The sequence below is a fragment of the Ornithinimicrobium sufpigmenti genome (genome assembly GCF_004322775.1).
GTDB lineage: Bacteria > Actinomycetota > Actinomycetes > Actinomycetales > Dermatophilaceae > Ornithinicoccus > Ornithinicoccus sufpigmenti.
In genome coordinates, this window is record NZ_CP036403.1 from 2,086,424 (window position 1) to 2,112,208 (window position 25,785).

Annotated in this window: 20 protein-coding genes and 1 tRNA gene; 13 read left to right on the top strand and 8 right to left on the bottom strand. The window is 70.8% G+C overall.

From position 1 onward, the window contains the following. Positions 1-15: 15 nt before the first annotated feature. From ESZ52_RS09470 to ESZ52_RS09480, 3 genes are read left to right on the top strand one after another with little or no spacing between them, the layout of a single operon-like run. A complete protein-coding gene (locus ESZ52_RS09470; RefSeq protein WP_131104724.1) occupies positions 16-252 on the top strand; it encodes a hypothetical protein in 237 nt (78 codons plus the stop codon). Positions 253-266: 14 nt separating this feature from the next. After that, the gene (locus ESZ52_RS09475) at positions 267-749 is read left to right on the top strand and encodes a metallophosphoesterase family protein (RefSeq protein ID WP_238154574.1); all 483 of its coding nucleotides are present in this window, start codon (positions 267-269) and stop codon (positions 747-749) included. A gap of 53 nt (positions 750-802) precedes the next feature. Continuing rightward, complete coding sequence (locus ESZ52_RS09480; RefSeq protein WP_131104726.1) at positions 803-1,474, top strand: SHOCT domain-containing protein; 672 nt, start codon at positions 803-805, stop codon at positions 1,472-1,474. Positions 1,475-1,534: 60 nt separating this feature from the next. On the opposite strand, the gene ESZ52_RS09485 is transcribed toward ESZ52_RS09480, so the two are convergent. Beyond that, the gene (locus tag ESZ52_RS09485; RefSeq protein ID WP_131104727.1) at positions 1,535-1,981 is read right to left on the bottom strand and encodes a hypothetical protein; all 447 of its coding nucleotides are present in this window, start codon (positions 1,979-1,981) and stop codon (positions 1,535-1,537) included. Positions 1,982-2,201: 220 nt separating this feature from the next. Between ESZ52_RS09485 and ESZ52_RS09490 the strand changes: the two genes are divergently transcribed. The 4 genes from ESZ52_RS09490 to ESZ52_RS09505 all read left to right on the top strand — a co-directional run bounded on the left by ESZ52_RS09490 (position 2,202) and on the right by ESZ52_RS09505 (position 7,976). Next, entirely contained in the window at positions 2,202-6,062 is a 3,861-nt protein-coding gene (locus ESZ52_RS09490; RefSeq protein ID WP_131104728.1) for an nSTAND1 domain-containing NTPase, read from the top strand. A gap of 127 nt (positions 6,063-6,189) precedes the next feature. After that, entirely contained in the window at positions 6,190-6,393 is a 204-nt protein-coding gene (locus ESZ52_RS09495; RefSeq protein ID WP_131104729.1) for a hypothetical protein, read from the top strand. A gap of 357 nt (positions 6,394-6,750) precedes the next feature. Then, a complete protein-coding gene (locus ESZ52_RS09500) occupies positions 6,751-7,092 on the top strand; it encodes a WhiB family transcriptional regulator (RefSeq protein ID WP_131104730.1) in 342 nt (113 codons plus the stop codon). Then, positions 7,089-7,976 (top strand): glycosyltransferase family 2 protein, encoded by an 888-nt coding sequence (locus ESZ52_RS09505; protein ID WP_131104731.1) that lies wholly within the window; start codon positions 7,089-7,091, stop codon positions 7,974-7,976. Before ESZ52_RS09500 ends, ESZ52_RS09505 begins: the two co-directional genes overlap by 4 nt. Before the next feature lie 96 nt (positions 7,977-8,072). Here the strand turns inward: ESZ52_RS09505 and ESZ52_RS09510 are convergent, their stop codons facing one another. Next, entirely contained in the window at positions 8,073-8,276 is a 204-nt protein-coding gene (locus ESZ52_RS09510; protein WP_131104732.1) for a hypothetical protein, read from the bottom strand. 101 nt (positions 8,277-8,377) lie between these two features. Here ESZ52_RS09510 and ESZ52_RS09515 point away from each other — a divergent pair, with 101 nt between their 5' ends. Both ESZ52_RS09515 and galK read left to right on the top strand, forming a co-directional pair. Further along, entirely contained in the window at positions 8,378-10,546 is a 2,169-nt protein-coding gene (locus tag ESZ52_RS09515) for an alpha-galactosidase (RefSeq protein ID WP_131104733.1), read from the top strand. Then, positions 10,543-11,841: a galactokinase gene (gene galK / locus ESZ52_RS09520; RefSeq protein WP_131104734.1), complete on the top strand. Its 1,299-nt coding sequence runs from the start codon at positions 10,543-10,545 to the stop codon at positions 11,839-11,841. The genes ESZ52_RS09515 and galK overlap by 4 nt, the downstream gene beginning before the upstream one ends. 307 nt (positions 11,842-12,148) lie before the next feature. Here galK and ESZ52_RS09525 read toward each other — a convergent pair whose 3' ends face one another. Together ESZ52_RS09525 and pta are read right to left on the bottom strand one after the other, a co-directional pair. Then, on the bottom strand, positions 12,149-13,357 hold the full coding sequence (locus ESZ52_RS09525; RefSeq protein WP_131104735.1) for an acetate/propionate family kinase: 1,209 nt from the start codon (positions 13,355-13,357) through the stop codon (positions 12,149-12,151). Between the two features lie 2 nt (positions 13,358-13,359). Then, on the bottom strand, positions 13,360-15,474 hold the full coding sequence (gene pta / locus ESZ52_RS09530; RefSeq protein WP_131104736.1) for a phosphate acetyltransferase: 2,115 nt from the start codon (positions 15,472-15,474) through the stop codon (positions 13,360-13,362). A gap of 34 nt (positions 15,475-15,508) precedes the next feature. Between pta and ESZ52_RS09535 the strand changes: the two genes are divergently transcribed. Next, entirely contained in the window at positions 15,509-16,459 is a 951-nt protein-coding gene (locus ESZ52_RS09535; protein ID WP_131104737.1) for an aminotransferase class IV, read from the top strand. Between the two features lie 121 nt (positions 16,460-16,580). After that, positions 16,581-16,654 (top strand) — tRNA-Val (locus tag ESZ52_RS09540). On the opposite strand, the gene ESZ52_RS09545 is transcribed toward ESZ52_RS09540, so the two are convergent. Then, positions 16,614-18,308, bottom strand: coding sequence for a recombinase family protein (locus tag ESZ52_RS09545; RefSeq protein WP_131106537.1), 1,695 nt, complete (start codon positions 18,306-18,308; stop codon positions 16,614-16,616). The genes ESZ52_RS09540 and ESZ52_RS09545 overlap by 41 nt on opposite strands. A gap of 396 nt (positions 18,309-18,704) precedes the next feature. Here ESZ52_RS09545 and ESZ52_RS09550 point away from each other — a divergent pair, with 396 nt between their 5' ends. After that, on the top strand, positions 18,705-19,406 hold the full coding sequence (locus ESZ52_RS09550) for a hypothetical protein (RefSeq protein WP_131104738.1): 702 nt from the start codon (positions 18,705-18,707) through the stop codon (positions 19,404-19,406). A 76-nt stretch (positions 19,407-19,482) separates the two neighbouring features. Here ESZ52_RS09550 and ESZ52_RS09555 read toward each other — a convergent pair whose 3' ends face one another. From ESZ52_RS09555 to ESZ52_RS09565, 3 genes are all read right to left on the bottom strand, one after another. Next, a complete protein-coding gene (locus tag ESZ52_RS09555; RefSeq protein WP_131104739.1) occupies positions 19,483-20,286 on the bottom strand; it encodes an aminoglycoside 6-adenylyltransferase in 804 nt (267 codons plus the stop codon). Positions 20,287-20,409: 123 nt separating this feature from the next. Continuing rightward, entirely contained in the window at positions 20,410-20,826 is a 417-nt protein-coding gene (locus tag ESZ52_RS09560) for a hypothetical protein (protein ID WP_131104740.1), read from the bottom strand. 283 nt (positions 20,827-21,109) lie between these two features. Beyond that, positions 21,110-21,916, bottom strand: coding sequence for an APH(3'') family aminoglycoside O-phosphotransferase (locus tag ESZ52_RS09565; protein WP_202865315.1), 807 nt, complete (start codon positions 21,914-21,916; stop codon positions 21,110-21,112). Between the two features lie 298 nt (positions 21,917-22,214). Between ESZ52_RS09565 and mobF the strand changes: the two genes are divergently transcribed. Beyond that, entirely contained in the window at positions 22,215-25,670 is a 3,456-nt protein-coding gene (mobF, locus tag ESZ52_RS09570) for a MobF family relaxase (protein WP_131106539.1), read from the top strand. Positions 25,671-25,785: the final 115 nt, after the last annotated feature.

Consider the following 25,785-nt stretch of genomic DNA (forward strand, 5'->3'; position numbering starts at 1 on the left):
CGTTAGCGTGGCCGGATGAGCGAGCAGCAGAGCACCCCCGGGTCCGAGGAAGCCGACGCCCGGCAGGAGGCCGCCGAGTACGTCGTGGACCGGGTCGAGAGCTGGGACGAGGGGTCACAGCCTGACGTCGTGCGCAAGGACCTCGAGGAGGGGATGGCCGAGGCGCAGGTCGACGTGGAGGACAGCGAGCTGGACCGGATGGCGGAGGACATCCACGACGAGGGCAGCACCGAGACCCCGGACGTGGGGTGACGCAGGGACCGCGGTTGCTCCTGCTCGCAGACACGCACGTCCCGAAACGGGCGAAGGACCTCCCCGCGCGCGTCTGGGACGAGATCGAGAGGGCGGACGTCGTCATCCACGCCGGTGACTGGGTCGCACCCGACCTGCTCGACCGGCTCGAGGAGCGCTCGGCGCGCCTCGTGGGGGTATGGGGCAACAACGACGGCCCTGAGCTGCGTCGGCGGCTGCCGGAGGTGGCCCGGGTCGAGCTGGAGGGTATGCAGTGGGGCGTGGTCCACGAGACGGGCGCCAGGACCGGGCGCGAGGAGCGGATGCGAGCGGCATACCCGGACCTTGACGTCCTGGTCTTCGGGCACAGCCACATCCCGTGGGACACCGAGCACGGCGGCCTGAGGCTGCTGAACCCCGGGTCACCAACCGACCGACGCCGTCAGCCGCACTGCACCTACCTGACCTGCAGCGTCTTGGACGGGGCGCTGCACGACGTCGTCCTGCACCAGGTGTAGACGAGGCGACGGCCCGACGGGATGAGCTGGCTGTTAGCGTGCGGCTGCAGATCATGGCACGTCAGCAAGGGGGAGCCACGGTGACCGACGGGCGCACGCCATACGTCGACAAGAAGGTGCCCAAGCGGCTGGGGCCGTTGGCCCGTCAGTCGCTCCGCGTCATCCTGGAGCCAGACGAGGCGGTCTTGGGGATGTTCGCGGTCACCAGGTTTCGGCGCAGCGTCTCCATGCTCGTCATCACCGACCGCCGCCTGCTCACCCTGGGGGACGAGCACGTCGGGATGCCGCTCGTGGACGAGGTGCTGCGCGCCGAGGTGCGCGAGGTCACCATCGAGCGGGAGAAGGTCTGGACCACGGGCCTGGTCACGGCTCGCACGGTGCACGGGGACGACCTGAACCTGGGCACGCTCACCTACGGCAACACGACGTTCCTCAAGCTGGACGAGGTGCTGGCGCGCCCGGCGGGCGGGACGATGCCGACGATCCCCACACCGGGGTTCGGGGCAAGGCCCAGCCTGGAGGACAGGCCGGACGTGCCGGGTCTCCCACGCGCAGAGGGCCCGCCCTCGGGATCGAGCGCGATGAACTCCTCCACGAGCCACCCGCTCATCGCCCATCTCACCGCGCTGGCCGACCTGCATGACCGCGGGGCGCTGACCGACGAGGAGTTTGCGGCGGCCAAGCGCCGGCTCCTGGCCGACCCCGAAGGCTCAACCTCAGGTTGAACCTGAGGTTGAGCCCTCGGTCACGGGGCCAGTGGCGCGCATGACTCGTGAGATCGCGTACTACTGAGGCATCCAGGTGAGACCGGAGATCTCCGGACCGGCAGGGACGTCGGCGTAGTCGGCGGACCAGGCGGCGTAGAGCTCCTGCTCCTGCTCCTCGGTGAGGTCGAAGGCGTCCACGAAGAGGGCCAGGGTGCTGGCCGAGACCAGGCGGCCGTTGAGCGCCCGGGACACCCGGTCCTTGAGGCTGCGCGGGAGGGTGCGCCGGCTCTCGGGGATCTCGCCGCGTTCCCAGAGGGTGAGCGCGAGTACCCAGGCGACGCCGGCCTGGTTCGGCTGGCGTCCGCCCAGGCGTTGGGTATGGCGTAGCCACCTGCGCCGGCACCGCAGGTCACCGAGCAGGATCTCGGTGAGCACGGTGGCGGTGCGCGGACATCCCGGCTCCGTCACGGCGAGCTGGAAGTCACGTGGGGCCACGTAGGGATAGCTGGGGTTGCTGATCGACATTGATCCTCCATCACGGGTTGGAGGTGCCCGGCCCCCTGCGCCGGGCACCGGTCTCATCAGACCTGTCCGGCCCCAGGTCCGCCAGCAACTCGCGAGGGTCCGTACGACTCCGTACGCCACAGGCCTCTGACCTGCGGTGGAGACACATGGGCGACGCGCCGGTGATGCACTGTCGGACCTGATCCGTACGCTTGGCCCAGCAGAAGCGAGGAGGTTTCCTGTGACCGGACCGCACGCCCGTGACACCGTCGCCCGCTTCGCCCACGACCTGACCGAGGCCAGGCGCGAGGCGGGTCGCTCGATCCGCCAGGTGCACCGCATCACCGGCATTCCGACAGCGACCCTGGGTGGCTACTTCGCCGGGCGCCACCTGCCGCCGGCCAACCGGCCCGAGGTGCTGCGTGAGGTCCTGAGCGCGTGCGGGGTCCCGTCGGCCGAGCACCAGGCGTGGCGCGAGCGGCTGCTGAAGCTCTACGCCCAGCGGCGGCAGGTCGAGGTGAGCCGCACGCCATACCCGGGCCTGCGGCCCTTCGAGGTGGCCGACCACGACCTCTTCTTCGGCCGCGAGGAGCTGGTCGAGCGGCTGCTGCAGATGATCGAGGACGTCGTCGCCGAGCCGCACCCTGTGGTGATGGTCGTGGGGCCGTCGGGCTCGGGCAAGTCCTCGCTCCTGCGGGCCGGGCTGCAGGCCGCGCTCACCGGCGTGGCCTGTGCCGTCTGCCGACCCTCGGAGATCGGTCAGGTGCTGGCCGAGATGGCGGGGACCGTCGACGACCGGCCGGCTGGGGTGGGGCAGGTCCTGGTGGTCGACCAGTTCGAGGAGCTGTGGACGGATCCCCGGTTCAAGGTCCGCGTGGACGACCTGCTCGACCAGCTGGAGGCCTGGAGCGTCGGCGCGCCCGGCCGGGTGCTGGTGCTGGGGCTGCGTGCGGACTTCTACGGCGAGGCGATGGCGCGGCCGCAGCTCGCCGCTGCGCTGCAGCACCGGCAGCTGCTGGTCGAGCCGCCTGACCAGGAGGCGATGCGCGCCGCGATCGAGGGGCCGGCGGCCCAGGTGGGGCTCACGCTGGAGCCGGGCCTGGTCGACCTCATCCTGGCCGACGCCCGCCTGGACACCGTCGGGTCGGTGCTGCCGCACCTGGCGCACGTCCTGGACACGATGTGGAGCACCAGCGACCACGTGGGCCTGACTGTCGAGGACTACCGCAGGGCCGGCGGCTTCGCCGGGGCGATCAGGCAGTCGGCCGAGCAGGCGCTCACCACGCTGCCGGCCGAGCAGCAGGGCCTGGCGATGTCCCTGCTGCTGCGGATGGTGACGACCGCCCCGGCGCAGGGCTGGACCCGACGGCTGGCGCCCCTCGTGGAGCTGGCCGACCTGGGCGAGGACGCCTCGGACGTGCTCAGTCATCTGGTGGCCCGTCGGCTGGTGACCGTCCGCGCCGACGATGCGACCCTGAGCCATGAGTCGCTCGTCGGCGCGTGGCCCCGGCTGCGCGACGCGGTCGAGGCGCGGCGGGGCGACATGGCCCGCCGGGAGGCCCTCGACCGTGCGGCCACCGAGTGGGACACGCACGGCCGCGGCGAGGACCACCTGCTGCGCGGCTCCCGGCTGCAGACGGCCGCGGAGTGGGCGGCGAGCGCGGACGAGCCGCTCACCCCGCTGCAGTCGGACTACCTGGCGGCCAGCCACCAGCTGGCCGCGCGCCGGGAGGAGGCCCGCCGCCTGGCGTCGCGCCGCCGGCGGGCGGTGATCGCCGCCATGGCCGTGCTGCTCCTGCTCACGACCGGAGCCAGCCTGACCGCGATCCACTCCTACGACGAGGCCCGCACGGAGCGCAACCAGGCCCAGGGGCGGCAGATGGCGGTGGCCGCCACCAGCATGCGGGAGACCAACCCCGGCGTGTATCAGCAGCTGGCGGTGGCCGCGCACCGGACCGCCGAGACCCGCGAGACGCGGTCTGCGGTGCTGGACGCGACCACGAGCCCGGTCATCACCGCCTGGTCCCCTCCGGAGGCGGTGCTGGAGCGGACCGCCACCATGGCTGACGGGGAGCACGTCCTCTTCTCCGGACCCGAGGGAGGCGTCGTGCTGGCCACGCCTGCCGCGACAGGGCAGAGGTGGGAGGTCGTCGGACAGGCCGCCCTCGACGACGGACCCGGGAGCCCGGTCGTGTCCCGGTTGGCCACCCACCCCCGCCTGCCCTGGGCGGCTGCCTCGGGTGTGTTCACCACCGACGACAACCCCTCCGGGGTGCCGTTGCTCGCGTTCCTCGACCTCACCACACCCGCGTCACCGGTCGTGTCCTGGCTGCAGCTGCCTGCGGCCGACCCGGAGTACGTCGCCGAGCAGGAGGACCCGGCACGACCGCCCACACCGACCGCGCTGGCGTTCGTCGACAGCGGCTCGCTGCTGCTCGTCACGGACTCTCACGGCAGGCTGCACCGGTATGCCGTGACCGGCGGCACGGGCGGGGGCCGAGACGCTGCGGGGACCACCACGGCACCGGACCTCGGCGACGGGGAAGCGCTGGGTTCCCCGCAGCAGGTGGCCGACGACGCCCTGGTGGAGGAGCTGTCGGCAAGTGCCGACGGCGACGTCGTCGGGGCGGCGCTGTCATCGGGGGCCGTGCTCCTGTGGCAGGTGAGCGATGGCGAGCTGACGCTGCTGGGAGAGCACCAGACCCCGCGCGACCTGTTCGCGCTGGACATGGCAGCAGACGGCTCGGCCGTCGCAGCCGTCGGCCGCTCCGGGCGGGTGCACTGGCTGCAGGTCAGCGAGGAGGGCCTGGAGGAGACCCAGACCATCGCCGCCTCGGACACCAACCTGTTCGCCGTGCGCATCGACCCCGCAGGGCAGTTCCTGGTCGTCTCGGGCTGGGACGGCAGGGTCTCGGTCTGGCGCCTCGGCGAGGCCGGCCCGGTGAACGAGACACCCGGCCTGGTGGTTCCCGTACCGAGGCCCGTGCTGGAGCTCGACGTCGTCGCCGGGCTGTGGACCTTCGCCACCCTCGGCGGCACCGTCTACAGCTGGGAGAGTGAGGGTTCGGTCCTGCCCTCGCTCCCCGGCAACGTCTTCATGGTCGGCACCTCCCACGACCCGCCGCTGTTCATGACGTCGACCGGCCCTCCCGAAGGTGCCCTCACCGTCTGGGACGCGGCAGAACCGCACTCGCCCGTGGCGCTGCATACCTTGCTGGCGGTCGGCGACGACGTCTCGACCGGCGCCGGGGCCATCACCACAGATGGCAGGTATGCCGCCATGGGCACCGCTGCGGGGCGGGTGGTCGTGTGGGACGTCGGCGGTGAGGAGGCCGAGCAGGTGGCCGACGTCGAGGTGTCCCCGGACGCGGTGATCACCGTCGCGTTCACCCCGGACGGAGACGGCGTGCTCAGCTTCGGGCGCTCCGGGCTGGTGCGGCTGGTCAGCCTGGAGGACGGTGACCGCGGGCAGGTCCGCGACGAGATGGCGCTCCCGGCGGGAGCGTTCGCGGTGGGCATGGGTCCGTCGGGCGTGATGGCCGCCGCCGACGAGGCAGGGGGAGTCCACCTCGTGCACGTGGACGACCTCACCACCACGCTGGCCACGATCACGCCCGGCGCGAACGCCTACGGCCTGGAGTTCAGCGCGGACGGGCAGACGCTCGCGCTCTCCACGGCGGACAACGAGATCCAGTTCTACGACATCAGCGACCCGACGGCACCGACCGAGGCGGGGGAGCGACTGACCGGGCCGACCTCGATCCCCAACTCGGTGAAGTTTTCACCCGACGGGCAGCGGCTAGCCGTGGCCGCCGTGGCGGGGCAGGCATGGATCTACACCCGTCAGGACGACGGCGGCTGGCAGGCCACCGAGGTGTTGCGGGCCGGGCTGGAGAACCTGCAGGACGTCACCTGGTCCCCGGATGGTTCGGTGCTGCTGGGCGGGGCGTTGTCCGGCCGGACCCGATTGTGGCTCACCGACGTGGACACCGCCGCGGAGTGGGTCTGCGCCGGCGTCGGCGAGGACGTCACCCAGGAGGAGTGGGAGGGCCTGCTGCCGGGGATCGACTACGCGCCACCGTGCACGGCCGGCACCGGGTGAGGTCGCGCACGCTCGTCCCGCTCGGCTGGGTTCTCAGGCGCCGGGCGTGCGGGCGGCGTCCTCCGGGACCGTGCTGCCGGGTCGTTCCATCAGGAAGAGTGGTCGGCGCGCGGCATACCGTGCCGGTATGAGCGAACAGAAGCATGACCAGGAGTCCGCCGAGGAGCAGGGCGGCACCGTCTCCGAAGGTGGGTCGGGCGCCCTCAACGCCGATACCTCCCATGGCGGGGCCGACAGCGTGCCCGACACGCCCGACGTGAACACCGACATCACCGACGACGTCGACCTCAACGAGCAGAGCCAGGAGGACGGTGGGCAGAACCCGCTGTAGCTCGTTCTCTCAGTACGCTTCCGGTCATCCCGGTGGTGACACGCTTCCGGTCATCCTGGTGGTGACCGGAAGCGTGTTGTCTGCCTAGCGATGTGTCGGGTCCGCCTGGGGAGATGAGCGGACAGCGGGTCGAGCAGCTCGGCACGCCAGGCGCCGCGGCCTCTCACCGGGACCCTGGGGGGGGCGATCCGGAGGGCGCCGCAAGGTGATGGGGACACCACCCCCGATGGGGTGGGTGCACAGAAGCGCTGCTCAGGGCTATGGTGGGCATGTCTCCAGCCAGTGGGACGAGACGTCGAGGAAGACGGATCGCCCCCACGTGGGTGGTCCGGTCTCCTTGAGGCAGGGAGATTGACGATGACCGCACCAAGCACCCTCAAGCGCACATCGACGCCCGACCTTTCCGCAGGTTCCCCCCTGCAGGTCGCCGGCTCCTACCCGCAGAGCACCGGGGGCCTTGGAGAGTGGTGGCAGCGGGCCGCCTGCCGAGACCGCAACGCCGAGCTCTTCTTCCACTCCGACCATGAGCGCGGACCGTCCCGAGCGATGCGCACGGCCAAGGCCAAGGCCGTCTGCGCCACCTGTCCGGTGATGGCGCTGTGCCGGGACTACGCACTGGCACAGCCCGAGCCGTACGGCATCTGGGGCGGCCTGGACGAGCAGGAGCGAGCCCAGATCCTTCGTCAGCAGGTGTCGTGACCGCCCTGCCCCAACCTCCCGCCGTGGACCGCCCGGTCGTCGCGGTGATCACTGCTGGCTACCGGCAGCACGACGCCCACCTGGACCAGATCGGTGGCCTGGCCCGCTCGGCGGTGCCCCCCGACCTGCACGTCATCATCTCGATGGGCGACCGCGACCTCACCCGCGGCCGGGTGCCGCTCCACCATGACCGCTGGAAGACCGTCGTGCGGGCGATGCCACCCGGCCCGCAGCGTGCCCGCCGGGTGATGGCTCGCGACACCGGGGCCCGGATGGCGATCGAGGCCGGGGCAGAGCTGCTGATCTTCCTCGACGCCGACGCGCTGCCGTCCCTGCACCTCGTCGAGCGGTATGCCGATGCCCTGGCTCGGCCGTACGGGGACGGTCCCCGGGTGCTCTGCGGGAGCCTGATCGACCCCGGCCCGCGGCCCGCAGCAGGCTTCCAGTGGTCACGCCTTGACCAGCTGGTCGCCGAGGAGCTCGCGACCGTCGGCCTGCCCGCGGGCGAGGTGATCCCCCAGCGGCAGGTGGAACGCTTCCGAGCCGCGTCTTTCGGCATCACCGCCCTGGACCTGGGGGCGATCGGCGGCATGGTCGGGCCGGAGCTGAACAGCAACGACCACGATCTCGACTTCGCGTCCCGGTTGCACGAGGCCGGCGGACACCTCGCCAGGCTGGTCGGGGTCCCGGCGCTGCGGCGTCCCCGGAGCCTGGCCGACGTGACCCCGCTCGAGCTGGACACCCTCGCCAGGGCGGCCAACCGTTTCGAGGAGCGCTGGGGCACGAGGTTGTCTGCGATGCCCGCGCTCATGGCGGCCGAGCGCGCGGGGCTGGTGCATCGCGGCAAGGACGGTCTCTGGGCCCGCGTGGAGGCGGCGGCCTGACCGCTGCCCGGCAAGCGGCTGCCCCCGAGCGAGCACCACCCGGCGCCACCCCACGAGCACCCGCGCGGTTGACCCGGTCCCACGAGAGCTCGTCCTTCAGAGCTCCGGCGGCGGCTCGAAGAGGTCGACGCGCGGCGGACGCAGGATGCTGCGGGCGACGTTCTTGAAGTCGAACCGGTCCAGGACCATCGCGGCCTCCTCGTCGCTCAACCCGTACGCGTGAGCCAGCATCCGCACGTGCTCGGTGTAGAAGGCGTGCAGCTTGTCCACGCCCCGGATGAACTCCAGTTCCTTGGCCACCCCACCACCGTAGACACCGCACGGACACCCGCGCCGACACTGGGACGTGGCGACGTGGTGACGACTGCGTGAACAAGCCGTCGACCTGCCAGAGTGGGGCGGTGAGCACCACCGTCCACGCCGGCCCTCCGCCCACCCTGACCCACCTGCGCTCCGGGGGGGTGTCGGTCCTGCTGGAGCACGCCGACGACCTGCTGCCCGTCGTCCGGCACTGGGGCGCCGACCTCGGCGTCCTCTCGGAGGGGGACCTGCAGGCCGTCGCGCTCGCGGCCCGCGTGGCCCACGGCGACAGCCCGTTCGACGTCGCCGACCAGGTCACCGTGCTGCCCGAGCACGCCCGAGCCTGGATCGGGCGGCCCGGCGTGGAGGGTTCCCGCCGGGGCCGGGACTGGTCGCCCGCCTTCCGCACGACCACCGGCCCCGAGCGCCACGACGGGACACACCACCAGGGGGTGGTGACGCGGGCGGCGGACGGCACGGCATACCTGTCCGTCGTGCACGAGCTGGAGCTGCACGACGGTGGGCTGCTGCGGCAACGGCTCACCCTCAGCAACGACGGGTCGGAGGGGTATGCGGTGGGCCGGGTCCGGCTGACCCTGCCGGTGCCCGAGCGGGCCGGTGAGCTGCTCGACTTCACCGGACGGCACACGATGGAGCGGATCCCGCAGCGCCAGCCGTTCAGCGCGGGCGTGCACAGCCGTGAGGTGCGCACGGGCCGGACGGGCCTGGACGCGGTGCACCTGCTCTGCGCCGGGGATCCCGGGTTCGGCTTCCGGCACGGGCAGGTCTGGGCCGTGCACCTCGGCTGGAGCGGCAACCAGGTGAGCTACGCCGAACGCCACTACAACGGGGCGCGGCTGCTGGGTGCCGGTGAGCTCCTCGAGCACGGCGAGGTCGTGCTGGGTGCGGGGGAGAGCCTCACCACCCCGTGGATGTATGCCGCCCACGGCACCGGGCTGGACGAGGTGGCTGCCCGATTCCACGCCTTCCAGCGCGCCCAGCCGCACCACCCGGCCAGGCCGCGGCCGGTCACCCTGAACAACTGGGAGGCGACCTACTTCGACCATTCGCTGCCGCGGCTGAAGGAGCTGGTCGACCGGGCTGCGAGGGTGGGTGCCGAGCGGTTCGTCCTCGATGACGGCTGGTTCGGGGGGCGACGCGACGACACGAGCAGCCTGGGGGACTGGGTGGTCTCCCCTGACGTGTGGCCGGAGGGCCTGGGACCGCTGGTCGAGCACGTGCACGCGCGCGGGATGGAGTTCGGGCTGTGGGTGGAGCCGGAGATGGTGTCCCTGGACTCCGACCTGGCCCGGGCGCACCCGGAGTGGCTGTTCTCCGCCGGGGGCCGGGTCGGTGTGGAGTCGCGCCAGCAGCACGTGCTGGATCTGGGCCACCCCGGCGCCTATGCGCACGTCCGCGACCAGCTGCTGCGGCTGCTGCGGGACTACGACATCGCCTACCTGAAGTGGGACCACAACCGCTACCTCAACGACGCCGGCCACACGCCGGACGGGACCCCGGGAGTGCGGGAGCACACCCTGGCGGCGTACCGGCTGATGGACGAGCTGCGCTCCGCCGCACCGGGTCTGGAGATCGAGTCGTGCGCGGGCGGCGGAGGGCGGGTCGACCTGGGGGTGCTGGAGCGCACCGTGCGGGTCTGGGCCTCGGACTGCATCGACCCGCTGGAGCGTCAGCAGATCCAGCGCGGCACCTTCCTGCTGGTGCCGCCGGAGCTGGTCGGCACGCACATCGCCTCGGGCCGGTCGCACACGACGGGACGCCGCCACGACCTCGACTTCCGGGCGGCGACCGCGCTGTGGGGCCACATGGGGATCGAGTGGGACCTGACGTCGTGCAGCGAGGAGGAGCTGGAGCAGGTGGCCGCGTGGGTGCGTCTGCACCAGGAGCACCGTCAGCTGCTGCACTCCGGCGTCGTCGTCAACGGTGACCACCACGACGACGCGACCTGGACGCACGGCGTGGTGGCCCAGGACGCCTCCGAGGCACTCTTCCACGTCGTCTCGGTACGCCGATCCAGCACCACCGGTCCGGACCGGGTGCGGCTGCCGGGGCTGGACCCCGCGATGCGCTACTGCGTGGAGCTGCTGCGGCCCGGTCAGGAGCCGCTCGTCGCGGGCCGCGGGGTCGTCCCCTGGGCGGTCGACGGGGTCGTGCTGCCTGGTCGCGTACTGGCCGAGGTGGGGCTGCCGGTCCAGCCGATGCTGCCCGAGCACAGCCAGCTGTGGCGGGTCCGGAGGGTGGACGGATGACTCGGCAGGCGGCCCCGGACCTGGCCTGGCTGCCGCCGGCGGACGATGGGACTGTGGCGGCGCAGCTGGAGGAGGCGGCCCGGGCACTCTTCGGTCACGCGCCCGACGGGGTCTGGATGGCCCCGGGCCGGGTCAACCTCATCGGCGAGCACACCGACTACAACGCCGGCCTCAGCCTGCCGTTCGCCCTGCCGCACCGCACCTATGCCGCCGTCCGTCGACGCACCGACGGGATGCTGCGGATCGCGTCGGTGCAGAAGGGTGGGGTCGGCTGGGAGGGCCGGGTCGACGAGGTCCGGCCGGGGTCCCCTGCGGGCTGGCCGGCGTACGTGGCCGGGGTCTTCGCCGCGCTGGCTGAGGGGCTGGAGGTGACGGGGGACCGGCCGAGCGGGGCGGGAGGCGGTGAGCTGGACGCTGACGTGCTGGGCGCCGTCGAGTGGGGAGCCGACGTGCTCATCGACGGGCGGGTGCCGCTCGGTGCCGGGCTGTCGTCGTCGGCGGCGCTGTCCTGCTCGGTCGCGGTGGCGCTGCGAGATCTGGTCCCTGCGTTGGGCGACCTCGACGACGCCGACCTCGTCGCCGCCTGCATCCGCGCGGAGAACGACTTCGCCGGCGCCGCCACGGGCGGCATGGACCAGACCGTCTCGGTCCGGGCCCGGGACGAGCACCTGCTCCTCATCGACTCCGCCGACGGCTCGCTCACGCCCGTGCCCTGGACGCTGCCGGACCACCGGGTGCTCGTCATCGACACCCGTGCCCACCACTCACTGGCGGACGGGCAGTATGCCGCGCGACGGCATACCTGCGAGGCGGCCGCCGCAGCGCTCGGGCTGGGATCGCTGCGGGAGCTGCAGGCGGCCCGGCTCGACGAGCCCCAGGTGCTCGCCGCCCTGGAGGCGGTCCCGGACGGGCTGTCCCGGGTCAGGCACGTGGTGAGCGAGAACCAGCGGGTGGTGGACCTGCTGGCCGCCCTGGACGCTCGAGACGTCGAGCGGGTGGGAGCGGTGATGACCGCTTCCCACGTCTCGCTGCGGGAGGACTACGAGGTCACCTGCCGCGAGCTGGACGTCGCCGTGGAGGCCGCTCTGGCCGCGGGGGCTGCAGGGGCGCGGATGACCGGCGGCGGCTTCGGCGGCTCGGCGATCGCGCTGGTGCGCAGGACGGAGCTGGACCAGGTCGCCGAGGCGGTGCACTCAGCCTTCGTCGAGGCCCGGCTGAAGCCACCTCGGTTCCTCGTGGCGGACCCGTCCCGCCCGGCCGGTCGAGTGACCGAGACCCGACCGCGGGGGGCCTGACCGGGGGGCAGCTCCTGCATCATCCCGACAGAACACGTGAGAAGACCCCACTGGACACGCGAAAAGGCCCCACCGAGCACGCGAAAAGACCCGACCGGACACGCGGGACGACCTGACCCGGCGCCCCGAAGGGCTCACAGGACACGTGAAAAGGCTCGACCGAACACGGCCGGCGGCCGCACGTGTTCGGTCGAGCCCTATGGCGTGTTCGGTCGAGCCCTATGGCGTGTTCGGTCGAGCGCTTTGCCGTGTTCGGTCGCGCCTTGTGACGTGTTCTGTCGAGCACTTTGCCGGGTTCTGTGGGGGCCTATGACGTGTTCTGTTGGTCTGCGACCACGGCAGCGGCCTGGCGGGCGATCTCCAGCTCCTCGTCGGTCGGCACCACCCAGACCTGGACGCGGCTGTCGGCGGTGGTGATCCGGCCCTCGGCACCGCCCACGGTGGCGTCGTTCGCGGCCGGGTCCAGCTCGGCACCGAGGAAGGTCAGGCGGTCCACGACGGCGGCGCGGAGCGGGGCGACGTTCTCCCCGATGCCGGCGGTGAACACTAGGGCGTCGAGCCCGCCGAGGACGGCGGTGAAGCCGCCGACGTACCGCAGCAGCCGGTGCACGACGACCTCGAAGGCCAGCTCGGCGTCAGGGTCGCCCTCGTCGCGGCGGGCCATCACCTCGCGCATGTCCGCAGAACCGGTCAGGCCGAGCAGACCCGACTCCTTCGACAGCGCCCGGTCGTAGTCCTCCATCGACATGTTCGCCACGCGGGCCAGGTGCCCGGCCAGGCCGGGGTCGAGGTCGCCGCCACGGGTGCCCATGACCAGACCCTCCAGCGGGGTCAGCCCCATCGAGGTGTCGACCGACCGGCCGCCCTCGACGGCGGTGGCGCTCGCGCCGTTGCCGAGGTGCAGCACCACCGTGCGCAGCTCCTCGACGGGACGGCCGAGCAGCTCGGCCACGCGCCGGGAGACGTAGGCGTGCGAGGTGCCGTGGAAGCCGTAGCGGCGCACCCGGTGCTGTGCACGCCATACCTTGGGTACGGCGTAGGTGGCGGCCGCCTCCGGCATGGTCTGGTGGAAGGCGGTGTCGAAGACGGCGACCTGCGGCACGTCGGGGAAGGCCTCCTGCGCCGCGGTGATGCCGTCCAGGTTGCCGGGGTTGTGCAGCGGCGCGAGCGGCACCAGACGCTTGATGGTGGCCAGCACCGCGGGCGTGACCTCGACGGGGTCGGCGAAGTCGGCGCCGCCGTGGACGACGCGGTGGCCGACCGCGACCAGGTCGACCTGCGCGAGGTCGGGACCGTGCTCGGCGAAGGCACCGGTCAGCAGGTGCATGGCGGCCTCGTGGTCGGGCACCGGGAGCTCGCGGTCGTGCCGGACCCCGTCGACCGTATGGTGCAGGGCACCCGTGGATAACCCGATGCGCTCGATCAGGCCCTTGGCGTGCGACGCCCCGGTCTCGGGGTCGAGCAGCTGGTACTTCACCGACGAGGAGCCGGCGTTGATGACGAGGACGGCGCGCACGTTCACCCCTTGGCCTGGATGCCGGTGATGGCCACCGTGTTGATGATGTCGCGGACGGTGGCGCCGCGGGACAGGTCGTTGACCGGGGCGTTGAGTCCCTGCAGGACGGGGCCGATGGCGACGGCGGAAGCGCTGCGCTGGACCGCCTTGTAGGTGTTGTTGCCCGTGTTGAGGTCGGGGAAGATCAGCACGGTGGCGCGGCCGGCGACGGGGGAGTCCTTCAGCTTGGTCGCCGCGACCGCGGGGTCGACGGCCGCGTCGTACTGGATCGGCCCCTCCACCAGGAGGTGAGGCGCACGCTCGCGGACCAGCTCGGTGGCGGCCCGCACCTTCTCCACGTCGGCGCCGGAGCCGGACCCGCCGGTGGAGTAGCTGAGCATCGCCACCCGGGGCTCGACGCCGAACTGGGCGGCCGTGCGGGCGGAGGAGACCGCGATGTCCGCCAGCTGCTCGGCGGTCGGGTCGGGGTTGATGGCGCAGTCGCCGTAGACGAGCACCCGGTCGGCCAGCCCCATGAAGAAGACGCTGCTGACGACCGAGACGCCGGGGGAGGTGCGGATCACCTCCAGCGCCGGCCGGATGGTGTGCGCGGTCGTGGTGATCGAGCCCGAGACCATGCCGTCGGCCTCGCCCGCGCGCACCATGAGGGTGCCGAAGTAGGCAGGGTCGGCCACCACCTCGTAGGCGTGCTCCGGGGTGACCCCCTTGTGCGCGCGCAGCTCGGCGTATGCCGTCGCGAAGTCCTCGCGCAACGGGCTCGACTCGGGGTCGACGACCTGCGCCGCGTCCAGGTGCAGGCCGAGGGTGGTGGCGCGCTCGCGGATCTGCCCCTCGTCGCCGAGCAGGGTCAGTCGGGCGACCTTGCGGGCCAGGAGGGTGTCGGCGGCCCGCAGGATCCGGTCCTCCGCGCCCTCGGGCAGCACGATGTGCGCATCGGCAGAGCGGGCGCGGGCGACCAGCTGGTGCTCGAACATCAGCGGCGTCACGACGCGGTGGCCGTTGCTGGTGGTGGGGGCAGCATTGTCCGCGGCCGCCGGCACGAGGGCGTCCAGGTCGAGGTGGTTGTGCACCAGAGCCCTCGCCCGCTCGATCTTCCGGGTGGAGTGCGGGGTGATCCGGCCGCGCACGGCATACATCGTCATGGCGGCGTTCATGGTGCCCAGCTCACAGGTGATGATCGGCAGCTCGACACTGATGCCCTCCACCAGCCGGGTGACCTGCTGGCTGGGCAGGAAGCCGCCGTTGAGGACGATGCCGGACAGGGAAGGGAAGGTGGAGGCGCTGTGGGCGAGGATCGCGGCGATGAGCACCTCCTCGCGGTCACCGGGGCAGATGAGGACGTTGCCCTCCCGGAGCCGGTCGAGCACGTGCGGCGTGGTCATCCCCGCCACCAGCAGCCCCGACGTCTCGCGATCCAGCAGCGCCTCGTCGCCGGCGAGCAGCGTGCCGCCGGCAGCTGTCATGAGGTCGCGCACGGTCGGGGCGGCGAGGGTGTCGTCGGCCGGCAGGGTGAAGGCCAGCGGCGCCACGACGCCACCGCCCTGCGTCTCGGCGTCCTGGCGCAGCCGGGCCTGGAGCTCCTCCTGCATCGCCTCCACCTGGTCCGCGGGGACCCGGTTGGCGATCACCGCGGCCACCTCGGCGTGCCGCGCCTGCGCCTCGTGCAGGCTGACCAGCGCAGCGGTCACGCTCTCCTCGATCTCCCGTCCCACAGCCGGCACGATGAGGACCATGGCCGCGCCCAGGTGCGCGGCGATGGCGGCGTTGGTGGAGAACTCCGCGGGCGCGGGGACACCGGTGTAGTCGGAGCCGATCACGAGCACGGTGTCGTGCTCGGCGGCGAACGCGTGGAAGCGCTCCACGACCGTGCTGATCGCGGACTCGGTGCGCAGGTTGACCTCGTCGTAGGTGACGCCGACCGCCCGGTCGACCGAGACCTGGGAGGTGGACAGCGGGTGCAGCAGCTCGGCCAGCGTGTCGTGCCCGCCGGCCTGCACGATGGGCCGGAACACCCCCACCCGGCCCCCGCGGGCGCAGAGCTCGGCGAGGAGTCCCACGGCGATGGCGGACTTGCCCGAGACGGACTCGGCGGACGCGACATACAAGGTGCGGGTCACGGTGTCCAGACTATCCAGCCCCTACCCTGGCCTGATGAGCACCGTGCCACCCGCGCCCGTGTCCCTGCCCGAGCTGGAGGGGGTGCGGGTCTGGGTCGACGGCCGGCTGGGTGGTGCGGCCGAGGCGTCGGCCGGCGGCGTCGGGGTGGGCGCCCTCGACCACGGTGTGACGGTCGGCGACGGTGTCTTCGAGACGGCCAAGGTCGTCGACGGCGTGCCGTTCGCCCTGGACCGGCACCATGACCGCATGGACCGCTCGCTCGCCGGGATCGGCCTGGCCCCGCTGGACCGGGACCGCATGAACGAGGGCATCCGGGCGGTGCTGGACATGGGGGGTATGAGGTTCGGCCGGCTGCGCTGCACCGTCACCGCCGGCGTCGGGCCGCTGGGCAGCGACCGGCTCGCCGGCGCCGCCACCTACGTGGTCTCGGCGATGGAGGTCGAGCAGCCCGGCCCGACCACGACCGTGGCGGTGGTGCCCTGGACCCGCAACGAGCGCAGCGCCCTGACCGGGGTGAAGTCGACCTCCTACGCCGACAACGTCGTGGCGCTGGCCGCGGCCAAGGGTCGCGGGCACACCGAGGCGCTGCTGGCCAACACCTCGGGGATGCTCTGCGAGGGCACGGGCAGCAACGTCTTCGTCGTGGTCGACGGCGTGGTGCGCACCCCGTCGCTGGAGTCCGGACCGCTGGCCGGCATCACCCGCGCGCTGACCCTCGAGTGGCTGCGCGAGGACGGGGTCGAGGTCGTCGAGGAGCAGCTGCCGCTGTCGGTCCTAGCCGAGGCCGACGAGGTGTGGATCACCAGCAGCACCCGGGACGTCGCCGCGGTCACCCACGTCGACGTCGTGCCGCCCGTCACCCTGCTCAACGGCGTGCGCCTGGAGGTGCCGGAGCTGCAGCCCCGCGACCTGCCGCACGGGCCGCTCGGGCGCCGCGCGCAGGAGCTGTTCGCGCGCCGCTCCACGCAGGAGCCGAACCCGTGAGCCCCTGGTATGGCGCGGAGCGGGTGCTCGGACGAGTGGCACCGCAGGTGGCGACACGCGCGTCCCCGGATTAGGATCTGCCCCCGGCGCCACGTAAAGTAGTGCCTCGCGCGCAGCGCACGGACGTGTAGCTCAGTTGGTTAGAGCGTTCGCTTCACACGCGAGAGGTCAGGGGTTCGAGTCCCTTCACGTCCACCCAAGTGTTCTTACGGGAACACGCGACATGCGAAGAGTCGTTGTGTTCCCGTAAGGGTTCCTCTCCGTCGTCGTCCGTCTTCGTCTCGCGGATGATGGTGGCGAACGGCTCGGCCAGTCGCGGACGTAGTTGCTCGTCATCGGTGATGTCGAGGCGGGTGTAGAACGCCTGGTTCGCCAAGCGCCGGTCAGCATCTCCTGAACGGGCGTAGGCGCGGTGGGCGTCGGTGAGCAGCCGTAGCGAGTCGTGCAGGAACGCCCGCCCGCCGGTGTGGTGCTCGTCGTGCTCGGCGAGTTTCTGGTTCACGTCGGCCAGGCCCGCCCGGATGCGGTCTTGGTGCCGCTTGAGGGTCGGGAGGTCGATGGCGTCGGCGAAGTGCGCGGCCAGCAGTTTGTCGCTCTCGGCTTCGAGCTTGGCTCGGTTCGCCATGAGGTCGGCGATCTCTTGGTCGCGGCCTGCCATGCGCTTGTCGAACGCCGCATCCACCCGCTTGGCGAGGTCGCGGTAGGTGGCATCGCTGATCGTGATCGAGGCGTAGGAATCCGCGACGAGACGTTCAGCGACCGCGACCGGCACCGCCCGCCTCGTGCAGCCGGTTTTCTTGGCGGCGCGGCCGGAGCAGACGAAGTAGGCGTACGTGGTGCCCCTCGGGTTGGTGGCGAAGTCGAGCAGCATCCGCGACCCGCAGGTGCCGCAGTGCAGCAGGCCTTTCAGGTGATGCGCGTGCTGGACGTGCCGGGTCTGCTTCGCCGTCCGCGCCCGCAAGAGCGACTGCACCTGATCGAACAGGGCCGGTTCCACGATGGATTCGTGCGCACCGGGATACAGAGCACCCTTGTACCGGATCACGCCCGCGTAGTACGGGTTCGTCAGCAGCTTGTAGAGCGTGTTCTTCCCCAACGGCTTCGACGGGCGCTTCGGTGTCGGCACCGTGACCAGTCCGCGTGCGGTGAGGTCGCGCAGCAGCCCGGTCACGGAGGTCTCGCCCTCGGCGTACTGCTCGAACGCCCAGGTGATGAGCGGGGCACGTGCCGGATCGACCTCGACTGTGCGAACCTCGCGGCCGTTGTCGTCCGTCTTGCGGACGTTGAGGTAGCCGATGGGTGCACGCATCGGGGTGCCGCCCTGAGCGATCTTCTGCGACAAGCCCTTGGACACTTCCGTGGCGAGGTTCCGGGAGTAGAACTCCGCAATGGAAGACATGATGCCGTGCACCAGCATCCCCGAGGGCGTCTGGTCGATGGACTCGGTCGCCGACACGAGCGTGACACCGGCGCTGATGAGGGCCTCGTGAATCTTCACATCGTCGGCGCGGTTACGAGCGAGCCGGTCGAGCTTATGCACGATGCAGAACGTGACGCGCGTCGCGGCGATGAACGCCAACATCTCCTGCAACCCATCCCGATCCGCAGACCTGGCCGACTCGCCCGCGTCGACGAACTCGCGCACGATGCGTGCGCCGAGTTCGTCGGCCTTGCGCTGATTGGCCTCGCGCTGGGCGGGGATCGAGAACCCCTCGTCGGTGCCGCCGCGCTCGGCCTGCTCCCTGGTGGAGACGCGCAGGTAGGACACGGCCAGCAGCACCGGCTTATCGCCCGCGTGATTGTCGGTGACGCCTACCGGGGCGAGGGTGGGAGCCGTGGTGGTGCTCATGCGGTGCTCCTTCGTTGGTGCGCGGGTTCTTCCTCTACTCTGCCTCGTACATCTGACACCGGCCCGAGTCCGTCGGGTGCCGGGAGGTCGTAGGGGTCGGGCTCCCCGGCCAGGTGCGTGTCGTAGCGGGCCTGGGTGATGTTCAACACCCACTCCACCAACTTGCCCACGTCCGGCTCCGCCCGCCGCACCGCCTGCAACCGTAACTGCGGCTCATCGTTCCCCGTGCTCGTTCCGCGCGCACGCCTGCCCCGCGCCGCGCGTCGCGGCGACTCGTCGGTTCTGCGTCGGGGCCGGTCACTCATCTCTATCTCACGTCATGGCAGATACGTGAGTTCAAGAGTAGCACACATATGGCGTAGCGGCCATTGCATGAGGTGAGGTAGGATCGGGAACATGGTCGAGGAGTTGGAGAGCGTGCCGCTGCTGGTGCCGGAGGACTTGCCGGCGGGCTGGCAGATGCCCGATGCTTCGCCGATCGACCCCGACCAGGACAGCGCCCAGCTCGACGCGGCGCTCAAGTACGAGCAGTGGGTCGATCCCGCGCCGGGACTGGATCGCAGGCTCCAGTCAGGCCACCACAACAACAATGATTCCGGGCGCTGGTTCCTGATCCAGCACGTCGACTCGTCCACCCGTGTGCTGCTGCGCTTGCAACGGCAGTACGTGATGGGTGAGGAGCCCAAGGGCGAGGTGCGGATCACGGGCATCGTGTATCTGCCCGAGTGGGCGGGCGATCCGGTGGCGAGCCCGATGCTGCGCAACCTGCCCACGTCTCGGATCGAGGCGGCGATCAACCGTCGCCAGTTCGCCGTCACCGGAGCCACCCGTTTTGAGGGCGGCAAGATCACCCTGCCGTCCGGTCGCGTGCTGCGTTCTGAGGATGTGATGAAGCCGCTCGGGAACCCGAAGCGCACCCCGGACTTCTACGAGGTCGTCGCCCTCCAGCACACCCGCCTCGTAGACGACGGCGAACCGAATCCGACCGCACGCATGGCCGAACTCAGCCGCGTGCCGCTGTCGACCGCACAGGGCTGGGTCGCCCGCGCCCGCCGCAAAGGACTCCTCCCACCCGGCAGGAGGGGCCGCGCCGGATAGCCAGGCTGACGAGGGCGCGTTTGGCGCGCCTGTCAGACGGTGGCCCGATCTGTGTCATCGGCGCTTGTGGAGTTGGTCAGGCTGAGCGGAGCACGAGGATCGTCCGCATTTCGGCTTCGACTCGCTCGTGATCGAAGTGTGAGAGGTCGAGCGCGGCAGCAGTGCGCTCGGCGAGGGTGCGGTACAGCGCGGTGGTCGCCAGGAGCGCCCGCGACGAGTCGTCACCGTCGAAGCTGCCCCAGCAGTGTTCGAGCGCGTGCTGGACATCGGTGTCCATCCACTGCCGCATACGCGTGCCCAGGTAGCGGGTATCGAGCCCCGCACCATGCCGGACCAGGTGATCCCATTCGATCATCCGCAGCAGTTCGCCCTTGAGGTCTTGGTCGCGCAGTTTCGCTGACCACGGCTCGTCGCGCACAATGGCCTTGGCCTGCATCAGCGCAGCCGCCCACGCCCAGTTGACCGACTCTTCGAACTCCGCCGCCGAGGGCAGCTCTGCGGAGGACGCAGATAGTGAGGCGGTCGCGGCGGTGCCGTCCTTGTCGAGCAGCACCCGGAACGGACGCGCATAGCCTCGACCGGCTAGGCGCTCGGCGGGCAGTAGGGTGAAGTCGATCTTGCCGCCCGCGTAGTAGATCAAGCGGGTCGGATTACCGTCGCCGTCTTCGAGCCGTTCGACGACAAGCACGTCGCCGAGGTCGCTCCACCACGACTCGTCTGTCAGAAGCGCGTCGATGTCCGTGGTGAATACTTCAATATCTCGGTCGGAGAGCGGATGCGCGGCTTCGGCGGCCGCCGATCCGGTCAGCACGAGCGCCCGAACGTCGGCGCGATCCTGCGCCCACCGGATCAAGGCGTCCAATGCACGCGAGTAATCCATCCCTCGATTCTCTCATCCCGCCTAGGCTCGGCCAGAAGCCCACGCACGTTCAGACCGCGCGGGCATCAGGGACGTGTACGTGAGTCGTCAGTGCTCCGGCGCGGCGTGAGGGGGGCTTGCCGGTCATGTCGGCAGTCGGGCCACCGCGATGGCATCGAACCGATCAGGTGGCAGGATCCGCACGTCCATGTGCGGCCGTTGGAGGAGAAATGCCTTGAGGAGCCGGTGGATGCCGTCGAGGATGACGACCCGGCCGTCTCCGCGTAGGTAGGCGTCGAGCGGGTGGCGGAGGTCTGCGGCGTGGGTGCGGTGCCACTGCTGCGGGTGCTTCGCGGGGTCTGACGCGACCTCGTTGGGCGAAATCTGGAAGGGCGATCCGTCCGCTGACCAGAACGGCAGGTTCAGGTGCCACGTCAGCTCGGAGGTCGCAACGAAGCGCACGGGCAGGTCGAGCGCGTGCAGCGACTCTGCGTCCCAGTGGAAGTCCAGAAGCACATCACGCAGGGCCGGCGGGACTTGGTCCTGGAGCGGGAACGGCACTCGGCGAGGCATGTCCCTATTCTCGCGTCAAAGGACGAGAACGCGAAGTGAGCAGTGTCCAGCGCCGACAGTTCCACGCCACCGAACCACTACCTCGCTGACATCGTGGTCTCGATGCGCGTGCTGGGTGTCGGTGACGGCGTGCTCTACTTCCTACGGTCCGTTGCTGCAACCGAGACCCACCCACACGTCACTACTCGGAGGCTGGAACGTCGTAGCGCAGTACAAGTAGTCGCGTCTTGATCGGCTTGTCCCTGCGAATTCAACGTACGCCGATCGCGGTCTACCAGGTCAGCGGATCGAGTCGGAGGTAGAAGTCCAGACGCTCGGGATCAAGGGCGGTGCCGTAGCTGGAGGCGAAGTCTTGATCGGCTCGGCGAGCGGTGTCTTCGTCGGGCCAGGTCTCGCGGGCGTTTGCAAGCAGGAGAGCGATGTCGGCGTAGGGGTCTGCGTATCCGAGCCGTCCGAGGTCGATAAGCCCAGTCACGAGCGAGGTATCGGGGTCGATGAGGATGTTGGGGAGGCAGAGGTCTCCATGGCAGACCACGGCGTCGGCGTCCTCTTGTTCCTGGCGTGGTGGGAGGTCGTGCTCCAGGCTTTTGAGGATCACCGTGGCCGGGGTGTCGATGAGGTGCTGGGGCAGGAACTCGGGGTGGACGCGGTCCTCGGCGACGGTCGCGCGGGCCAGCGCCATCATCTCGCCCAATGTCCTCGTGTGCGGGCAGGTGCTGGCGGGGATGCTGTGCAGTCGATGCAGGGTATCGGTGATCGACGGCCACGCCTGCGCGAGCTGGGCCGGATCGAGCCGGTCAGCCGAAACGCCCGCGACTGCACTGGTGACAAGGCAGGCTCCGTGTTCGGTGGTGCGCCAGTCGAGCACCCTGGGGCCGGGGATTGCGGTGCCCGAGAGCCAATCGATCCGATCACGCTCAGCCTCTAGCGTGCTCGAATCGGCAACGGAGACCGCCTTGGCAAACCTTTCCCGCGACACATCACGCAACACGATCGCGCCTGACTCCCCGACTGTCACGGGCTTCCACACCGAGTCATCGGAGAGCAATCCGGTCAGCGGGAGCGACGGAGAGGACATGTCTCCATCATCTCGCACCCGGATGTGTGGGTGCGAGCGAACCACGACCCCCGCGCCGTCGAGACTCGCCACCAACGCGCCTGGATCGTCTCTGTCGCATCCTCACTCTCCTGACACCATGCCCTCGCCTCTCGCCGCACTCTCCCGAGCGCACCCGCTCGCCACGCCGCTGCGCTCCTAACCGCTCGCAGCATCCTCCCCGGTTCTCGCCTCTTTCTCAGTGAATGGACGTATCCTAAGTGCCGTAGTTGCTGATACGCTAGATAGCCAGCGATGCAGCGGAAGGACGGTGGTCGAGATGCGCGGCGGGGTGATCCCGTTCCGGGGCACCGGAGCCGACGCGCTGCGCTATGTCGAGGCCGACCGCTCCCGCGCCGACGACTACTACCTGGGGGCCGAGGCGACCGTGGCGCAGTTCGCGGCGCTCGACGGATCGGGCACGGTGACCGCTGAACTGTCCCTTGACCCTGCGGCATACGCCGGATGGGTGGACTGGGAGAACCCGCTCACGGGGGAGTCGATGGGCAGGCCCCGCCGGGCGGGGTCGGATCGGCGGGGGTCGCCGCGGTTCATGGAGATGGTCGTCAACACGCCCAAGTCGCTGTCGATCGCCGCCGCGCTGCACCCGGAGGTCTCCGAAGCCTTGGACGCTGCCCAGCAGGACGCGCTCTCGGAGATTCGGCGGTGGCTCGCCCAGCATTCCGTGACTCGTGTGGGGTCGTTGGGGGCGCAGGAGGTCGTGCCCATCGAGCAGATGCAGGTCGTGGGCATCACGCACCGCACATCGCGGGCGGGTGATCCGCACCGGCACATTCACATGCAGATCGGCACTCGCGTGTTCGCGGCTGGGAAGTGGCGCGGCCTGTTCACCGCCGCCCTGTTCAAACAGCAAGGCACAATCCGAGCACTCGGAACTGCCGTGATCGCCGCCAGCCCCGAGCTGGCCGAAGTGCTCGACCGGCATGGCCTGACCCTCGACCCCGTGACCGGCGAAGTTGCCGAGTTGCAGCCCTACAACGCCGTGATGAGCAAGCGGGGGGAGCAGGTGCGCCGCAACCTCGAAAGCCTTGAAGCCGCCTGGGATCAGGCGCACCCCGGCGAGAGCATGGGGCCGGTCGTCGCCACCCGCCTGAGAGCCGAGGCATGGGCGCATGAACGCCCCGCAAAGAAGCCCACCACCTTGCGAGAGGAAACCGGCTGGGTGACGGAGCTGCGCGAGGCCGGATACGACCCCGACAACCTCCACCGACGCCCTGTGCAACCCCCAGTGTCGCTGGATGATCTGAGTGTGCAGGAGCTCGCCTCCCGCACGCTGGATCGTTGCGCCGCAGGGAGCTCGGCGTGGACGGCGCACACGGTGACCGAGCACGCGACTCGGATCATGGCCGAGTACGGTGTGCGAGCGACACCTGCCGAGGTACGTGACTTCATCGCGGTTGCGGCCCGGTTGGCGGTGGAGGACTGCTTCACGATCATCCCATCCGGCAAGCCTGCACCTGAGCATGTGGCGCATCTGACGAGTCTGCGCGTGATGCAGGCTGAGACCGAGTTGCGCGACCTCCTCACCGCACGAGTGCCGGCGCGGGAGACGGTGTTGCCGGGCGTGCAACACCTGGCGCAGGCCGCCGGTCTCGATGTCGGGCAGGCCGAGGCCGCCGCAGCTCTCGCCTCCACCGATCCCCTCGTGATCGTGGAAGGGGCGGCGGGGTCGGGGAAGACGACCATGCTCGCCACCGCCATCACCGCCGCACAACAGCAGGGTCGGCCTACGCGGGTGGTGGCGCCGACGAAGAAGGCCGCCGCCGTCGCGCAAAAGGCCCTCGGCGTGCCTGCGGATTCGGTGGCCGCGCTCGTCTACGCCCACGGCTATAGGTGGAACGCCGATGGGGTGTGGGCGCGCCTCGCGCGCGGCGACACCGACCCGGAGACGGGCCGCGCCTATACCGGCCCGCCCGAGACGGCACGCCTCCAAGGTGGGGAGCGGGTCGTGGTGGATGAGGCCGGGATGCTCGACCAGGACAGCGCCCTCGCCCTGTTCACCGTCGCCGCCGAGACGGGTGCAACGCTCGCGCTCGTCGGCGACCGCGCGCAACTCCCCGCAATTGGCAGAGGCGGCGTGCTCGACATGACCGCAGCCATTCGGGGGCGCACCATCGACATGGCCGAGGTGCACAGGTTCACCGACCCCACCTACGCCGACCTCACCGTGCGGTTGCGTGACCGGAACGATCCGGGCGTGATCTTCGACCAACTCCACGCGATCGGCCTGATCCGCCTCCACGCGGACGCCGAGCATTTGCATGAGCACATCGCCCAGCATCACGGCGACGGGGAGGCGGTCACGGTCGTCACCAACGACGAGGCCGCCCGCCTGAACGCCCGCATCCGCGACCAGCGCACGCACGCCGGACTCGTAGACGATCAGACGACCGCGACCGGCAGCGACGGCCTCGCTATCGGGCGCGGTGATCTGATCCAAACCCGGAAGAACGACACCGCCCTGGGGGTGGCGAACCGGCAACTGTGGATCGTGCAACACGTCGCCGACGACGGAGCACTATGGGCGGTCGAAGCAGGCAGCGACCGCAAACGCGAGCGCACGGTGCGCCTGCCCGCCGCCTACGTCACCGAGCATGCTCATCTGGCCTACGCTTCGACCGCCTACGGGGTGCAGGGCGTCACCGCCAAGGGGTCGCACACGATCCTCAGCGACGCGATGAGCGGCGCCGCGGTCTATGTCGGGATGACCCGAGGTGAGGACGAGAATCAGTTGCACGTCATCGCCGAGAACCCGGCCGACGCGCGGCAGCAGTTCATCGACGCCATCGAGCGCGACCGCGCCGACCGCGGCCTGCCCGACGCCACCCAGCGCGCAGCGGAGGCGGTGCGTGGGTTGGTCGACGACGGCCCCGTCAAGATCGTCAACACCGAGATCGCTGCCCTCACCCAGCAAGCCGAGTACGCGGAGCAACGGGCGGCGCTGTGGCAGCAGGCCGCCGACGCCCTGGGTGAACTGCACGCCACACAGCGCGAGGAACGTGACCAGGCAGCACGTGCCAGCGAGACGGCGAAGCGGAACCTCGAAGTCGTGCGTGCCGAGGTCGCCGCCCCGCTCACCGAGCAGGCATCGGCGGCGCTGGCCGAGTGGCAGACCGCCAACGCCGCGCACAGGGCCGCGCGCGACCGTCTGCGCACGGTCGGCAGGTTCGGCAAGCGCCGCGCCGCCGCCGAGCACCACACCGCACAGGCTCTCACCCACGACGCGGAGCAGCGCCTGACGAGCGCGTGGGGGAAGCCGCCCCGCTGGAACGAGGACAGCGCAGCGTGGGTCGAGCGCGTCACCCGACCCCGGATCGACACGGACTCGCGCGTAGTCGAAGCGACCGAGCAGCGGGAGACGGCGGCGAAAGCGGTGCGCAAGACGTTGGAACCCGACCCCTGGCCGCACCTGCGCATCTACGCCCGCATCTTCGGAACCGAGACGGTAGCGAAGAACCAAGCCGTCTACCTCCACGCCCGACCCCGCACCAACGCCGAGAACCAAGCCCGCACCGCACAGCAGGCCCGCGCCGAAATCGAAGCACTACGCGCACTCACCCCCGCCGAGGCGGCCGAGCGGATCGAGCAGACTAGCGCAGCCGAGCAGACCGCCCGCGAGGACGCCGAACGCGCCCTCGCAGGACGCCGCGGCCAGCTCTCCGTCAACTCCCGCGACAGCGGCCGGCGCCACGACGGGCCGTCCCTGGGCCGGTGACCGCAAGACCAGGAGGGTAGGTGATCTGCCGCTTGTAGCTCACGTCCATGCACATGTTCACTGCGATGGTCCAGACAGAGGCAGCCGCCCTGTGCATAAGGGGTGTCGGCGACTG